Source organism: Paraburkholderia sp. BR10141, from assembly GCF_056155635.1.
On record NZ_JBMIQH010000006.1, the window covers coordinates 237,436 to 252,894 of the forward strand.

Annotated in this window: 12 protein-coding genes; 11 read left to right on the forward strand and 1 reads right to left on the reverse strand. The window is 63.7% G+C overall.

The window, feature by feature from the left end; genetic code table 11:
- Nucleotides 1-29 precede the first annotated feature (29 nt).
- The 4 genes from carA (at nt 30) to ACOJB8_RS11440 (ending at nt 5,811) form a co-directional block, all read left to right on the forward strand.
- Nucleotides 30-1,169, forward strand: coding sequence for a glutamine-hydrolyzing carbamoyl-phosphate synthase small subunit (gene carA, locus ACOJB8_RS11425; RefSeq protein ID WP_069262544.1), 1,140 nt, complete (start codon nt 30-32; stop codon nt 1,167-1,169).
- A 144-nt stretch (nt 1,170-1,313) separates the two neighbouring features.
- Nucleotides 1,314-4,568: a carbamoyl-phosphate synthase large subunit gene (gene carB / locus ACOJB8_RS11430; protein WP_406952720.1), complete on the forward strand. Its 3,255-nt coding sequence runs from the start codon at nt 1,314-1,316 to the stop codon at nt 4,566-4,568.
- A gap of 217 nt (nt 4,569-4,785) precedes the next feature.
- Entirely contained in the window at nt 4,786-5,262 is a 477-nt protein-coding gene (gene greA, locus ACOJB8_RS11435) for a transcription elongation factor GreA (RefSeq protein ID WP_042261359.1), read from the forward strand.
- Nucleotides 5,263-5,349: 87 nt separating this feature from the next.
- Complete coding sequence (locus tag ACOJB8_RS11440; RefSeq protein ID WP_368682280.1) at nt 5,350-5,811, forward strand: DUF4149 domain-containing protein; 462 nt, start codon at nt 5,350-5,352, stop codon at nt 5,809-5,811.
- 56 nt (nt 5,812-5,867) lie between these two features.
- Here ACOJB8_RS11440 and ACOJB8_RS11445 read toward each other — a convergent pair whose 3' ends face one another.
- Complete coding sequence (locus ACOJB8_RS11445) at nt 5,868-6,413, reverse strand: YhbY family RNA-binding protein (protein ID WP_069262542.1); 546 nt, start codon at nt 6,411-6,413, stop codon at nt 5,868-5,870.
- A gap of 274 nt (nt 6,414-6,687) precedes the next feature.
- On the opposite strand from ACOJB8_RS11445, the gene ACOJB8_RS11450 reads away from it, so the two are divergent.
- The 7 genes from ACOJB8_RS11450 (at nt 6,688) to pstA (ending at nt 15,456) form a co-directional block, all read left to right on the forward strand.
- Nucleotides 6,688-7,350 (forward strand): RlmE family RNA methyltransferase, encoded by a 663-nt coding sequence (locus ACOJB8_RS11450; RefSeq protein ID WP_475012665.1) that lies wholly within the window; start codon nt 6,688-6,690, stop codon nt 7,348-7,350.
- A gap of 198 nt (nt 7,351-7,548) precedes the next feature.
- Entirely contained in the window at nt 7,549-9,435 is a 1,887-nt protein-coding gene (ftsH, locus tag ACOJB8_RS11455; protein WP_069262540.1) for an ATP-dependent zinc metalloprotease FtsH, read from the forward strand.
- 119 nt (nt 9,436-9,554) lie between these two features.
- A complete protein-coding gene (gene folP, locus ACOJB8_RS11460) occupies nt 9,555-10,460 on the forward strand; it encodes a dihydropteroate synthase (protein WP_141710609.1) in 906 nt (301 codons plus the stop codon).
- Between the two features lie 99 nt (nt 10,461-10,559).
- Entirely contained in the window at nt 10,560-11,912 is a 1,353-nt protein-coding gene (gene glmM, locus ACOJB8_RS11465) for a phosphoglucosamine mutase (protein WP_069262539.1), read from the forward strand.
- A 421-nt stretch (nt 11,913-12,333) separates the two neighbouring features.
- Nucleotides 12,334-13,365: a phosphate ABC transporter substrate-binding protein PstS gene (gene pstS / locus ACOJB8_RS11470; protein ID WP_475012610.1), complete on the forward strand. Its 1,032-nt coding sequence runs from the start codon at nt 12,334-12,336 to the stop codon at nt 13,363-13,365.
- A 211-nt stretch (nt 13,366-13,576) separates the two neighbouring features.
- Nucleotides 13,577-14,563: a phosphate ABC transporter permease PstC gene (gene pstC / locus ACOJB8_RS11475; RefSeq protein ID WP_069262537.1), complete on the forward strand. Its 987-nt coding sequence runs from the start codon at nt 13,577-13,579 to the stop codon at nt 14,561-14,563.
- Nucleotides 14,564-14,571: 8 nt separating this feature from the next.
- A complete protein-coding gene (gene pstA, locus ACOJB8_RS11480) occupies nt 14,572-15,456 on the forward strand; it encodes a phosphate ABC transporter permease PstA (protein WP_406952761.1) in 885 nt (294 codons plus the stop codon).
- The last annotated feature ends 3 nt before the right edge of the window (nt 15,457-15,459 follow it).

The window sequence follows — 15,459 nt, forward strand, 5'->3', positions numbered from 1 at the left end:
GCACAGGGTGCTCCCCCAAGGAGTCTCCCGTGTTGCCGTCATTCTCTCCCGCTCTGCTCGCGCTCGCCGACGGCACGGTCTTTCGTGGTTACTCGATCGGCGCGCCGGGTCATACGATCGGTGAAGTCGTGTTTAACACGGCCATCACCGGTTATCAGGAAATCCTGACTGACCCGAGCTACGCTCGCCAGATCGTCACCCTCACGTATCCGCATATCGGCAACGTCGGCGTCAACGCCGAAGACGTCGAAGCCACGAAAGTCCATGCCGCCGGTCTGATCATCCGCGACCTGCCTGTGCTCGCCTCGAACTTCCGCATGGAGCGCACGCTCGGCCAGTATCTGAAGGACGAAGGCGTAGTCGCCATCGCCGGCATCGATACGCGCAAGCTCACGCGTATCCTGCGCGACAAGGGCGCGCAGAACGGCGCGATCCTCGCAGGCTCCGACGACGAAGCGAAGGCCATCGAACTCGCGCGCTCGTTCCCGGGCCTCGCGGGCATGGACCTCGCGAAGGTCGTCTCGACCGACGAGCCGTACAAGTGGAACACCACCGAATGGCGTCTGGGTGAAGGCTACCGCACGCAATCGGCGCCGAAGTACAAGGTCGTGGCGTTCGATTACGGCGTGAAGCAGAACATCCTGCGCATGCTGGCCGAGCGCGGCTGCGACGTCACGGTGCTGCCGGCGCAAGCGACGGCTGAAGATGCCTTCGCACTGAACCCGGACGGCGTGTTCCTTTCGAACGGCCCCGGCGACCCGGAACCCTGCGACTACGCGATCAAGGCGACGCAAGCCTTCATCGAGCGCGGCATCCCGACCTTCGGCATCTGCCTCGGCCACCAGATCATGGGCCTCGCCGTGGGCGCGAAGACCATGAAGATGAAAACGGGCCACCACGGCGCGAACCATCCGGTGAAGGATCTGGCCGACGGTCGTGTCGTCATCACGTCGCAGAACCACGGCTTCGCGGTGGATGCCGCCACGCTGCCGGCCAACACGCGCGTCACGCACGTTTCGCTGTTCGACGGCACGCTGCAAGGCTTCGAGCTGACCGACAAGCCCGCGTTCTGCTTCCAGGGCCACCCGGAAGCGTCGCCGGGCCCGCAGGACATCGGCTATCTGTTCGACCGCTTCACGGCGCTGATGGACAAGGCCAAGGCGGCGTAAGCGCCGCATCGAGCGCAAAAGCAGAGCAGGGTGCGCAGCGAGCCGGTTCGAAGAACGACGGCCCACGCGCGCACCCGGGCGGCAAGCTGAGTCACCCGCGAGCCGCCAGACGTAAAAGACACAGGAATATTTAGCGAGAGCGTTATGCCCAAGCGGACAGACATCAAGAGCATTCTCATCATCGGCGCGGGTCCGATCATCATCGGCCAGGCGTGCGAGTTCGACTATTCGGGCGCGCAGGCATGCAAGGCGCTGCGTGAAGAAGGCTACAAGGTCATCCTCGTCAACAGCAATCCGGCGACGATCATGACCGACCCGAACACGGCCGACGTCACGTACATCGAGCCGATCACGTGGGAAGTGGTGGAGCGCATCATCGAGAAGGAGCGCCCGGACGCGATCCTGCCGACGATGGGCGGCCAGACCGCGCTGAACTGCGCGCTCGACCTGCATCACCACGGCGTGCTTGCGAAGTACAACGTCGAGCTGATCGGCGCGTCGCCGGAAGCCATCGACAAGGCCGAAGACCGCCAGAAGTTCAAGGACGCGATGACGAAGATCGGCCTTGGTTCGGCGAAGTCGGGCGTCGCGCACTCGATGGAAGAGGCGATCAAGGTGCAAGGCGAAATCGCCGAAGCCACCGGCTCGGGCGGCTACCCCGTCGTGATCCGTCCGTCGTTCACGCTGGGCGGTTCCGGCGGCGGCATTGCCTACAACCGCGAAGAGTTCGAAGAGATCTGCAAGCGCGGCCTCGACCTCTCGCCCACGCGCGAACTGCTGATCGAAGAATCGCTGCTCGGCTGGAAGGAATACGAGATGGAAGTGGTCCGCGACAAGGCGGACAACTGCATCATCGTCTGCTCGATCGAAAACCTCGACCCGATGGGCATCCACACCGGCGACTCGATCACGGTCGCGCCGGCGCAAACGCTCACCGACAAGGAATACCAGATCCTGCGCGACGCCTCGCTGGCGGTGCTGCGCGAGATCGGCGTGGATACGGGCGGCTCGAACGTCCAGTTCTCGATCGACCCGCGCACGGGCCGCATGATCGTGATCGAAATGAACCCGCGCGTGTCGCGTTCGTCGGCGCTGGCTTCGAAGGCCACGGGCTTCCCGATCGCCAAGGTCGCGGCCAAGCTGGCCGTGGGCTATACGCTCGACGAGCTCAAGAACGAAATCACGGGCGGTCAGACGCCGGCTTCGTTCGAGCCGACCATCGACTACGTCGTCACGAAGATTCCGCGTTTCGCGTTCGAGAAGTTCCGCGAAGCCGACCCGCGCCTCACCACGCAGATGAAGTCGGTGGGCGAAGTCATGGCGATCGGCCGCACGTTCCAGGAGTCGTTCCAGAAGGCGCTGCGCGGCCTCGAAGTCGGCGTCGACGGTCTGGACGAAAAGACCACGAGCCGCGACGAGATCATCCGCGAGATCGGCGAAGCCGGTCCGGACCGCATCTGGTACGTGGGCGACGCGTTCCGCGTGGGCATGACGCGCGAAGAGATCTTCGAAGAGACCGCGATCGACCCATGGTTCCTCGCGCAGATCGAAGAGATCGTCAAGAAGGAAGAGGCATGCAAGGGCCGCACGCTCGAAAGTCTCTCGAAGGACGAGCTGCGTTACCTCAAGCAAAGCGGTTTCTCGGATCGCCGTCTCGCGAAGCTGCTGGGCAGCAACGCCACGGACGTGCGCAAGCGTCGTATCGAGCTGAACGTGCGCCCGGTCTACAAGCGCGTTGACACCTGCGCGGCCGAGTTCGCCACGAAGACCGCCTACATGTACTCGACCTATGAGGAAGAGTGCGAGGCCAACCCGACCGCCAACAAGAAGATCATGGTGCTGGGCGGCGGCCCGAACCGGATCGGCCAAGGTATCGAGTTCGACTACTGCTGCGTGCACGCCGCGCTCGCGATGCGCGAAGACGGCTACGAAACGATCATGGTCAACTGCAACCCCGAGACCGTCTCGACCGACTACGACACGTCCGACCGTCTGTACTTCGAACCGCTCACGCTCGAAGACGTGCTCGAAGTCGTGGACCTGGAAAAGCCGGTTGGCGTGATCGTGCAGTACGGCGGCCAGACGCCGCTGAAGCTCGCGCTCGACCTCGAGGCGAACGGCGTGCCCATCGTCGGCACGTCGCCGGACATGATCGACGCCGCGGAGGACCGCGAGCGCTTCCAGAAGCTGCTGCAGGACCTGAACCTGCGCCAGCCGCCGAACCGCACGGCACGCGCCGAAGACGAAGCGCTCAAGCTCGCCGACGAAATCGGCTACCCGCTCGTCGTGCGTCCGTCGTACGTGCTGGGCGGCCGCGCCATGGAAATCGTCCACGAGCCGCGCGACCTCGAGCGCTACATGCGCGAGGCCGTGAAGGTGTCGAACGACTCGCCGGTGCTGCTCGACCGCTTCTTGAACGACGCGATCGAATGCGATGTGGATTGCATCTCCGATGGCACGGACGTGTTCATCGGCGGCGTCATGGAACACATCGAACAGGCAGGCGTGCACTCGGGCGACTCGGCCTGCTCGCTGCCGCCGTACTCGCTGTCGCAGGAAACGGTCGCCGAACTGAAGCGTCAAACTGCCGCGATGGCCAAGGCGCTGAACGTGGTCGGCCTGATGAACGTGCAGTTCGCAATCCAGCAAGTGCCGCAGGATGACGGTTCGAAGAAGGACATCATCTACGTGCTGGAAGTGAACCCGCGCGCTTCGCGTACCGTGCCGTACGTCTCGAAGGCGACCAGCCTGCCGCTAGCGAAGATCGCGGCGCGCGCGATGGTCGGCCAGAAGCTGGCGGAGCAGGGCGTGACGAAGGAAGTCGTGCCGCCGTACTTCAGCGTGAAGGAAGCGGTGTTCCCGTTCATCAAGTTCCCGACCGTCGACCCGGTGCTCGGACCGGAAATGCGTTCCACGGGCGAAGTGATGGGCGTGGGCAAGACCTTCGGTGAAGCGCTCTTCAAGTCGCAGCTCGCAGCGGGCTCGCGCCTGCCGGAGTCGGGCACCGTCTTCATCACCGTGATGGACGCCGACAAGCCCAAGGCTGTCGAAGTCGCGCGCATGCTGCACGAACTCGGCTACCCGATCGTCGCCACGCGCGGCACCGCTGCCGCGATCGAGGCGGCCGGTGTACCGGTGAAAGTCGTGAACAAGGTGAAGGACGGCCGTCCGCACATCGTCGACATGATCAAGAATGGCGAGATTTCGCTCGTGTTCACGACGGTCGACGAAACCCGCTCCGCGATCGCCGATTCGCGTTCGATCCGCATGAGCGCGCAGGCCAACAAGGTCACGTACTACACGACGATGTCGGGCGCCCGTGCGGCCGTCGAGGGTCTGCGCTACCTGAAGAACCTGGAAGTCTATGATTTACAAGGCCTCCATGCTCGCCTAAACTAAGGCTTCCATTGTCTGTCTAACGTTCGACGAGGCAGGCTACAAAAGCTGAATGTGCCGCGGTTAAGCGGCGTCCCAACAGGGTTTCAGGCTGCGCCAGACCGCGCAGCCGCCCTCGCGGGATGCACTTAACCGCGGAATTTTTTTATGGCCGCAACGTGCGCGACAAGCGTGCGTGGCGCGGTCTCCTTTAGGCCCTTTTGGGCCGTACGAGTTGTTTATGAGCACGATTCCCTTGACCAAGCGCGGTGCAGACCAACTCCGCGGAGAGTTGCAGCGCCTCAAGTCCGTCGAGCGTCCGGCGGTCATCAATTCGATCGCGGAAGCGCGCGCGCAGGGCGATCTGTCGGAAAACGCGGAATACGACGCCGCAAAGGAAAAGCAGGGCTTCATCGAAGGCCGCATCGCCGAGATCGAGTCGAAACTGGCGGCCGCGCAGATCATCGACCCGGCCACGCTCGAAGCAGACGGCCGCGTGGTGTTCGGCTCGACCGTGGATCTCGAAGACCTCGATTCGGGCAAGACGGTGACCTACCAGATCGTCGGCGACGATGAAGCCGATCTTGAGCACGGCCTGATCTCGGTCAGCTCGCCCATCGCCCGTGCGCTGATCGGCAAGTCCGAAGGCGACGTCGCCGAAGTGCAGGCCCCCGGCGGCGTGCGCGAATACGAGGTCATCGAGGTCCGCTACGTCTGAGGGCGCGTCGACGTGAGTACTGCAAGCCACGTGGGTTCCGCCACTCCCGTTTCGCTCGTTGCGCACCGCCTCTTCGGGCTGCTCGCCATGCTGTGGGTCGGCAGTCAGCTGACCATCGGCTATGCGGTCGCCCCCGTCCTGTTCGCGTCGCTCGACAGGCCGGTGGCGGGCGAACTCGCCGCGCAGCTGTTTCGCCTCGAAGGGCTGATCGGCGTGGTGTGCGGGCTGCTGCTGCTCGGGCTCTCGAGCGTGCTCGTGCGCCGCGGCGCGTTGGGCTATCGCCGGCTGCGCTGGATTCTGGCCGCCATGCTGCTGTGCGTGCTGATCGGCTATTTCGCGCTGCAGCCGTTCATGAACGCGTTGCGCGTTCAGGCGATGAGCGCGGGCATGGACGTGGCCAGTTCGCCGTATGCGAGCCGCTTCGGCTTGCTGCACGGCGTGTCGAGCCTGTTCTATCTCGTGCAGAGCCTGCTGGGTGCGTGGCTCGTTTGGCTGCTGCCTTCGGCACGCGGCACGCTGGGGCAGCGCATGGAAAGCGCGCCGCGCTGAAAGTGGCCTGAAGCCGGTTCAGGCGTAAAAAAAGCGCGGCTCGAAGGCCGCGCTTTTTACTTCGAACCCTGGTGGGCCCGCTTGGAGCTGGTTTGGCGTTTCTTGGCGCGCTTGATGTTGCCGCCTTGCGTGACGCGCTCGTTGCCCTTGACCGTCACCTTTTGCGCCTTCGGCTTGCGCATGGGGTTCTCGCTGGCCTTGACGACCTTGACGGTGCGCGGCGCGGCGCCGCGCTTGCCCGCTTCACGAGCGCTCGGTACGTCGGCGGCCGGGCGCGACACGGTGCCGCGGGCGCCGGCGCGCGCGGTCGTGGCCTTCGCCTTGGCTTCTTCGGGCTTGTAGATGACGAGCAGCTTGCCGATGTGCTGGATCGGGGCGGCGCTCAGGCGGTCGCAGATCTCTTCGTAGATCGCGAGGCGCTCTTCGCGCTCGTCGCCGAACACGCGCACCTTGATGAGCTGGTGCGCAAAAAGGTGAACCTTGATTTCCTTGAGGACGGCGTCGGTCAGTCCCTCGGCGCCGATGAGCACGACCGGTTTGAGCGCGTGAGCCTGGGAGCGCAGCTCGGAGCGCTGTTCGGCGGAAAGAGTGAGGGCGGGCATGGGATGTGGCAGACTCGACTAAAATGACGGCGCCGCGCGGGTCGACAGGCGTGAATTGACAACCTGGGCAGACGTGGATTGCGGTCCGCGAAAAGCGGGCCGCCAGCGGGCAAAGCGCGTCGGAACTACGGAAAACCGTGGGGAACGGCAGGGCGCGGGCAAAAAACGCCGGCGGAGCAACAAACATCCGGCCAGGCGGGCCGCGACGGCCGCACGAATAAAACGCGTATTATCCGCTAAAAGCGCGGAATCACGCAGCAAGAGTTCATCTTTAATGGCAAAAAATCGCTTCAACCAGTCGTGGCTGCACGGCCATATCAACGATCCGTACGTGAAAATGGCACAGCGGGAGGGCTATCGTGCCCGCGCTGCCTACAAGCTGAAGGAAATCGACGAGCAGGACAAGCTGATCCGCCCCGGCATGGTGATCGTGGACCTGGGCGCGGCGCCCGGCAGCTGGAGCCAGTACGCTCGCAACAAGCTCGCGCAAGGCACGAAGCGCGACGACCAGCGGCAGGGTGGGATCGACGGCACGATCATTGCGCTCGATCTTCTTCCGATGGAACCCGTCTCCGACGTGCAGTTCCTGCAGGGCGACTTTCGCGACGACGAGGTGCTCGCGCAACTGGAAGAATTGGTGGGCGGCCGCCCGGTCGACCTTGTAATTTCGGACATGGCGCCCAATCTCTCGGGGGTCGCGTCGGCAGACGCGGCACGCATCGAGCACGTGTGCGACCTCGCGCTCGAGTTTTCGCAGAATCATCTGAAACCCGATGGAGCCCTTTTAGTCAAATGCTTCCACGGCAGCGGTTACAGTCAGATCGTCGAGAAGTTCAAGCAGCAGTTCAAGGTCGTGGCGGCACGCAAACCGAAGGCTTCGCGTGATAAATCGTCCGAAACGTTTATTTTGGGTAAACATCTGAAGCGTCCCTGTTAAACGGGGCATGATTGCCGTGCAAATGGCGCATTCTGGTCGCAAAATGACCCCGAGAGGCGGTCAGGACAAGGCGCTCGGGCTATTCCTGCGGTAGCGAAACGTTATGGCAGGGGTCCGTGTACTGGATTAGAATGCTTTGGTGGTGTCGCAGTCGCAAGGCAAATGTAGGCGCCCATCTATGAGTGAAGGAGTGGTGCTTTGAACAACAACATGTTTTCGAAGGCAGCAGTGTGGCTGGTAATCGCACTGGTGCTGTTTACGGTGTTCAAGCAGTTCGACAAGCCCCGTGTCCAGGAAGGCGTTTCCTATTCGCAGTTCATGGACGACGCGAAGAACGGCAAGGTCAAGAGCGTCGTGGTGCAGGGGCGGAACCTCACGGTCACTCCGGCTGATGGCCAGAAATACCAGATCGTCTCCCCAGGCGACATCTGGATGGTCGGCGACCTGATGAAATATGGCGTGCAGGTGAGCGGCAAGGCTGACGAAGAGCCGAACGCGCTCGTTTCCGCGCTGTACTACCTCGGGCCGACCATACTCATCATCGTGTTCTGGTTCTACATGATGAGACAGATGCAGGGGGGCGGCAAAGGCGGGGCGTTCTCCTTTGGTAAATCGCGCGCCCGCCTGATCGACGAGAACAACAATGCGGTCAACTTCTCCGACGTCGCGGGCTGCGACGAAGCGAAGGAAGAAGTGTCCGAACTCGTCGACTTCCTGCGCGATCCGCAAAAATTCCAGAAGCTGGGTGGACGCATTCCGCGCGGGGTGCTGCTCGTTGGCCCTCCGGGCACGGGTAAGACGCTGCTGGCGCGCGCCATTGCCGGCGAAGCGAAGGTGCCGTTCTTCAGCATCTCGGGTTCGGACTTCGTCGAAATGTTCGTCGGCGTGGGCGCGGCCCGCGTGCGCGACATGTTCGAGCAGGCCAAGAAGCATGCACCGTGTATCGTGTTCATCGACGAAATCGACGCGGTCGGCCGCCATCGTGGCGCCGGCATGGGCGGCGGCAACGACGAGCGTGAGCAGACGCTGAACCAGATGCTGGTCGAGATGGACGGCTTCGAGGCGAACTCGGGCGTCATCGTGATCGCGGCAACCAACCGTTCGGACGTGCTGGACAAGGCGCTGCTGCGTCCGGGCCGTTTCGACCGCCAGGTCTATGTTGGCCTGCCGGACATCCGCGGCCGCGAACAGATCATGAAGGTGCACCTGCGCAAGGTGCCGATCGCCAACGACGTGGATGCAGCGGTCATTGCACGCGGCACGCCGGGCTTCTCGGGCGCCGACCTCGCGAACCTCGTGAACGAAGCCGCGCTGTTCGCGGCGCGCCGCGGCAAGCGCATTGTCGAAATGCAGGACTTCGAAGACGCGAAGGACAAGATCTTCATGGGTCCGGAGCGCAAGTCGGCGGTGATCCGCGAAGAAGCGAAGCGCGCCACGGCGTACCACGAGTCGGGTCACGCGGTGATCGCGAAGCTGCTGCCGAAGGCGGACCCGGTGCACAAGGTCACGATCATCCCGCGCGGTCGCGCGCTGGGCGTGACGTGGCAGTTGCCCGAGCACGACAACGAAACGTACTCGAAGGACTATCTGCTGGATCGTCTGGCCATTCTGTTCGGTGGCCGTGTGGCGGAAGAGCTGTTCATGAACCTGATCAGCACGGGCGCCTCGGACGACTTCAACAAGGCCACGCAAACCGCACGCGCCATGGTCACGCGCTTCGGCATGACCGACGCGCTCGGAACGATGGTCTACGCCGACGACGACAACGACGGTGGCCCGTTCGGCAAGGGCTTCACGCGTGCGATCTCGGAAGCGACGCAGCAGAAAGTCGATGCGGAAATCCGCCGCGTGCTCGACGAGCAGTACAACCTCGCGAAGCGCTTGCTCGACGAGAACCGCGACAAGGTCGAAGCCATGACCGCGGCCCTCATGGAGTGGGAAACGATCGACGCCGACCAGATCAACGACATCATGGCCGGCCGTCCGCCGCGCTCGCCGAAGAGCACACCGTCGCCGGGCGACGCGTCGTCGGGCGGCAGCACGGGCACTGAGGTCAAGCCCGGTAGCGCCACCGCACCGGCGTGATCCTTATCGAGTAAAGTTGCGGGCCGGTGTGATGTTCACATCGGCCCGTTTTGCATTTCTGGCGTGCCGCTGTGCCGCCGCATCTCGTTACACATCTGACGTTTTCTGACGTGCCCAACATCTCCTCGCAAGGTAGTCTGCCACCTGAACCGCTCGCGTGCGGTCGTTTCACGCTGACGTTCGAGCGTCCGCTCGTCATGGGCATCCTCAACACCACACCCGACTCGTTTTCCGACGGCGGTCGCTATATCGCTTTCGGCGACGCCTTGCGCCGCGCCGAGCAGATGATGCTAGACGGCGCCGATATCATCGACATCGGCGGCGAATCGACGCGCCCGGGTGCGCCGCCTGTGCCGCTCGACGAGGAACTCGAACGCGTGATTCCGCTGGTGGAAAAGCTCAAGGGTGCGAACGTGCCGCTGTCGATCGACACGTACAAGCCCGAGGTCATGCGCGCGGCGCTCGCGGCAGGCGCAGACATGATCAACGACATCTGGGGTTTCCGGATGCCCGGCGCGATCGAGGCCGTGCGCGAGAGCAACTGCGGGCTGTGCGTGATGCACATGCTCGGCGAGCCGCAGACGATGCAGCTGGGCGAGCCCGACTACGTGAATGTTGTGCGCGAGGTGCGCGAGTTTCTTGCCCAGCGTTGCGCCGAACTCGAAGCGGCAGGCGTGGCGAAGGCGCGCATCAGCGTGGACCCGGGCTTCGGCTTCGGCAAGTCGGTGGTCGAGCACAACTACGCGCTGCTCGCGCACCTGCCCGAGACGGCGCCAGAGGTTGCGGCAGGCCTCGCACCGTATCCGATCCTGGCCGGCATGTCGCGCAAGTCGATGCTCGGCGCGCTCGTGAACCGGCCCGCGCCCGAACGCGTGGCGGCGAGCGTGGGGGCGGCCGTGTGCGCGGCAGAGCGCGGTGCGGCGATCATTCGCGTGCACGACGTGGCGCCCACCGTGGACGCGCTCAAAGTCTGGGCGGCGATGCGCGACGCGATGTCCGCCGCTACGTCGGCTACACAAGGCTGAGCGTTTGCCCGGCGCAACGCTGACCGGCGCGAAGTGCGCCGGAGCGGCTCCGGGCGCCACAATACAGGACAAAGCAGCACCAAACCGAGGGGTAGAAAGATGGGACGTCGTTATTTCGGAACTGATGGAGTGCGTGGCAAGGTCGGCGAGGCGCCGATCACGCCCGATTTCGTGCTTCGGCTAGGCTATGCCGCGGGCAAGGTGCTCGCGGGGTCGGCAGCGGCATCCGGGCCGCGCCCGTCCGTGCTGATCGGCAAGGACACGCGTATTTCGGGCTATATGCTCGAAGCCTCCCTGGAAGCGGGGCTCTCGGCTGCGGGCATCGACGTGATGCTGGCCGGGCCAATGACGACGCCAGGCATCGCCTATCTCACGCGTGCGCTGCGGCTGGCCGCGGGCGTCGTGATCAGCGCGTCGCACAATCCCTACTACGACAACGGCATCAAGTTCTTCTCCGCCGACGGCAACAAGCTCCCCGACGACGTGGAGACGCTGATCGAGGAGCAGCTCGAGCAGCCGCTCGCCTGCGCGCCGTCCGAACAGCTTGGCCGCGCACGCCGCCTGCACGACGCGGGCGGGCGCTACATCGAGTTCTGCAAGAGCACGTTCCCGCAGGCGTTCAACCTGCGCGGCCTGAAGCTCGTGATCGATTGCGCCAACGGTGCGGCTTATGACATCGCGCCGCACGTGTTCCACGAGCTGGGCGCGGACGTGATTCCGATCGGTGTGTCGCCGAACGGGTTCAACATCAACGACGGCGTGGGCGCGACCGCGCCCGACGCGCTCGTGCGCGCCGTGCGTGCGAATCATGCGGACCTCGGCATCGCGCTCGACGGCGACGCCGACCGTCTCCAGATCGTCGATGCCCAGGGCCGCCTCTACAACGGTGACGAGCTGCTCTATGTGCTCGTGAAGGACCGCATCGCGACCGACGGCAAAGTGGAAGGCGCAGTTGGCACGCTCATGACCAATCTCGCGGTCGAGCAGGCGCTCGAGGGCCTCGGCGTGCAGCTGGTGCGCGCGAACGTGGGCGACCGCTACGTGCTGGAGCAACTTCGCGAGCGCGGCTGGCAGCTCGGCGCGGAAGGCTCGGGCCACATTCTTTCGCTCGACCGCCACACCACCGGCGACGGCATCGTCTCGGCGCTGCTCGTGCTCGCGGCGATGAAGCGCAGCGGCAAGACGATCGCGCAGCTGCTCGACGGCGTGAAGCTGTTTCCGCAGAAGCTCATCAACGTGCGCATCGCGCAGGGCGCCGACTGGAAGGGCAACGCCGAGATCCAGCAATCGATCGCTTCCGCCGAGGCGGAATTAAAGGGCAAGGGCCGTGTGTTGATTCGCGCCTCAGGGACGGAGCCGGTCCTGCGTGTGATGGTCGAAGCCCGCGAGGAGCGCGACACGATGCATTACGCCGAGGCGATCGCCAGCGTGGTGAAGCGTTCGATCGCGTGATCGCCGACGATTCAGTCGCGCAAGTCGCGCGACTGAATCACGATTGCGCCCAACCGATGAGCACGACGTTGCAATCCGCCGTCGTGCTCATTTTTTTGCGATTTATTCGGCGTCACAAGGGAAGCAGGCAAACGTTTAAAACAATCGCATAACGGTTTGCAAACCATTTTTGAGGAAATCCTCGAATTTTTTCATGCGACCCTCAGCATCCGCCAAACTCCCGCCTGGCGGGCTTTTCAGCTATCCAGGCACGTGCAGGCCATGTCGCAACCGCGCCTGCAAAGTCGCCCAAAACGCATATCCACGCGCCTTTCAGCCAGTAATCGAACTGTCACGTTCGCTTCATGAATCGTCACAGTACTGTCACAGAGACCCCCTAAGCTTCGCGGTGTCGTTCATCCGCTCACACACTGGAGGTCTCATGAAATTGATGCAAACCGCGCTCGCTGGCGTTGCTGGCGCGCTCTTCGCGATCGCAGCGCAGGCTGCTGACATCACCGGCGCGGGCAGCACCTTCGCAGCACCGATCTATACGAAATGGGCGGATGCCTATCAAAAGGCGGGCGGCGGCAAGGTGAACTACCAAGGTATTGGTTCGTCGGGCGGCATCAAGCAGATTCAGGCCAAGACCGTTGACTTCGCGGGCTCGGACGCTCCGCTGAAGGACGAGGATCTGGCCAAGGAAGGCCTGTTCCAGTTCCCGACGGTGGTCGGCGGCGTCGTGCCGGCGATCAACGTGCCGGGCGTAAAGCCGGGCGAGATCACCCTGTCGGGCCCGGTGCTCGGCGACATCTACCTCGGCAAGATCAAGAAGTGGAACGATCCGGCCATCGTCGCCCTGAACCCGAAGGTCAAGCTGTCTGACCTCGACATCGCCGTGGTCCGCCGCGCCGATGGTTCGGGCACCAGCTTCATCTGGACGAACTACCTGTCGAAGGTCAACCCCGACTGGAAGAGCAAGGTCGGCGAAGGCACGACCGTGAACTGGCCGACGGGTACGGGCGGCAAGGGCAACGACGGCGTCGCAGCCTTCGTGCAGCGTCTGCCGGGCGCGATCGGCTACGTCGAGTGGGCGTACGCCAAGCAAAATCACATGGTCTACACTGCCATGAAGAACGAGGCGGGCACTGTGGTTCAGCCGGACACCGAAACGTTCAAGGCAGCGGCCGCTGGCGCGGACTGGAAGAAGTCGTTCTACCAGATCCTCACGAACGAGCCGGGCAAGGACGCATGGCCGGTCGTCGGCGCGACCTTCGTGCTGCTGCACACGGCACAGGACAAGCCGGACCAGGGCAAGGAAACGCTCAAGTTCTTCGACTGGGCCTTCAAGAACGGTACGCCGGCTGCTGACAGCCTCGACTACATCTCGCTGCCGCAGTCGGTCGTGAGCGAAATCAAGTCGCAGTGGAAGGAGAAGGTCAAGGACGCGAGCGGCAAGCCGGTCGCCGAGTAAGCAGGGCGTCAGGCAAGTGTAAAAAAAGGCCGCCGCGTGACGCGCGCGGCCTGTTCGCTTGTGGCTTGCCTGAATCCGCGCTGTCCAAGATGTGCCGTCCGCCTTCCGGCTGAGTCGTCAGTATTGACGGCCGGAAGTCGGGCGATCTGCAGTCCCACGGCTGCATCAACGTCGTGAGCCCGCGCTCGCGGCAACTGGAACCCAGGTCACCATGTCCGACGTCCCGCTCGTGTCGAACCCGCCCGGCAACGCCGCGCAGCAAAAAGCGCCCAGCCCGGCAGGGGACATCATTTTTGGCGGCCTCGCACGCCTCGCTGCCATCGTCACGTTGTTGCTGCTCGGCGGCATCATCGTGTCACTGATCGTCGCCTCGTTGCCGACGATCCAGAAATTCGGTTTCGCATTCCTCTGGACTGCCGACTGGGATCCACCCAGCGAGCAGTTCGGCGCGCTCGTGCCCATCTACGGCACGATCGCCACCTCGATCATCGCGCTCATCATCGCCGTGCCTGTGAGCTTCGGCATTGCGCTGTTCCTCACGGAGCTTTCGCCGGCGTGGCTGCGCCGTCCGCTCGGCATCGCCATCGAACTGCTCGCCGCGATCCCGTCGATCGTCTACGGTATGTGGGGTCTGCTCGTCTTTGCGCCGATCTTCGCGCAGTGGTTCGAAAAGCCGCTCGGCTCGCTGCTCGGCGGCATGCCGATCGTCGGCGCGCTGTTCCAGGGCGCGCCCATCGGCATCGGCATTCTGTGCGCCGGAGTGATTCTCGCGATCATGATCATTCCGTATATCGCTTCGGTCATGCGCGACGTGTTCGAAGTCACGCCCGTACTGCTCAAGGAGTCGGCTTACGGCATTGGCTGCACGACATGGGAAGTGATGTGGAAGATCGTGCTGCCGTTCACCAAGACCGGCGTGATCGGCGGCGTGATGCTGGGTCTCGGCCGAGCGCTCGGCGAGACGATGGCCGTCACGTTCGTGATCGGCAATACGAACCTGCTCGACAACGTGTCGCTCTTTTCGCCGGGCAACAGCATCACCTCGGCGCTCGCCAACGAGTTCGCGGAAGCGAGCCCGGGCCTGCACACCGCCGCGCTGATGGAACTCGGCCTGATCCTTTTCGTGATCACCTTCATCGTGCTGTCGATCTCGAAGCTCATGTTGCTGCGCCTTGAAAAAGCGGAGGGTGCGCGATGAGCGAACCGATGATGAAAATTCCGGGCGCGATTTACGGCCCCGAACTGGAGCGCATGCGCGACAAGCTGCAGCGTCGCCGCCGCGTGACCAATGCGATCGCGCTCACGTGCTCGCTCGCTGCGATGGTGTTCGGCCTGATCTGGCTCGTGTGGATTCTCTACACGACGCTCTCGCTTGGGATCGGCGGCCTTTCGGTGGAACTGTTCACGCAGTCCACGCCGCCGCCGAACACCGACGGCGGCGGTCTCGCCAACGCCATCGTCGGCAGCTTGATGCTCGTTGCGATCGCAACGTTCGTCGGCACGCCGATCGGGATTCTCGCGGGCATCTATCTCGCGGAATATGGCCAGAAGGGCTGGCTCGCGGGCGTCACGCGCTTCATCAACGACATTCTGCTGTCGGCGCCTTCGATCGTCGTGGGCCTGTTCGTGTACGCGCTCGTCGTGGCGAAGATGGGGCACTTCAGCGGCTGGGCCGGCGCGATTGCGCTGGCGCTCCTGCAGGTTCCGATCGTGATTCGCACGACCGAGAACATGCTCAAGCTCGTGCCGAACAACCTGCGTGAAGCGGCATTCGCGCTCGGCACGCCGAAGTGGAAGATGGTGATGTCGATCACGCTGAAGGCTTCGATCGCCGGTATCGTGACGGGCGTGCTGCTGGCGGTTGCGCGTATCGCCGGCGAAACCGCGCCGCTGCTCTTCACCGCGCTGTCGAACCAGTTCTTCACCGCGAACATGAATCAACCGATCGCGAACCTGCCGGTCACGATCTTCAAGTTTGCGATGAGCCCGTTTGCGCAGTGGCAGTCGCTTGCGTGGGCCGGCGTTTTCCTGATCACGCTCGGCGTGCTGGGTCTGAATATCCTCGCGCGCACGATCTTTTCGAACAAGTAAGCA

Coding starts and splice junctions, on each gene's coding strand:
- ACOJB8_RS11440 (WP_368682280.1), top strand. CDS start 5,350: ATGCTGTGGGTCGGCAGTCAGCTGACCATCGGCTATGCGGTCGCCCCC.
- carB (WP_406952720.1), top strand. CDS start 1,314: ATGCCCAAGCGGACAGACATCAAGAGCATTCTCATCATCGGCGCGGGT.
- glmM (WP_069262539.1), top strand. CDS start 10,560: ATGGGACGTCGTTATTTCGGAACTGATGGAGTGCGTGGCAAGGTCGGC.
- pstC (WP_069262537.1), top strand. CDS start 13,577: ATGTCCGACGTCCCGCTCGTGTCGAACCCGCCCGGCAACGCCGCGCAG.
- ACOJB8_RS11450 (WP_475012665.1), top strand. CDS start 6,688: ATGGCAAAAAATCGCTTCAACCAGTCGTGGCTGCACGGCCATATCAAC.
- pstS (WP_475012610.1), top strand. CDS start 12,334: ATGAAATTGATGCAAACCGCGCTCGCTGGCGTTGCTGGCGCGCTCTTC.
- ACOJB8_RS11445 (WP_069262542.1), bottom strand. CDS start 6,413: ATGCCCGCCCTCACTCTTTCCGCCGAACAGCGCTCCGAGCTGCGCTCC.
- greA (WP_042261359.1), top strand. CDS start 4,786: ATGAGCACGATTCCCTTGACCAAGCGCGGTGCAGACCAACTCCGCGGA.
- pstA (WP_406952761.1), top strand. CDS start 14,572: ATGATGAAAATTCCGGGCGCGATTTACGGCCCCGAACTGGAGCGCATG.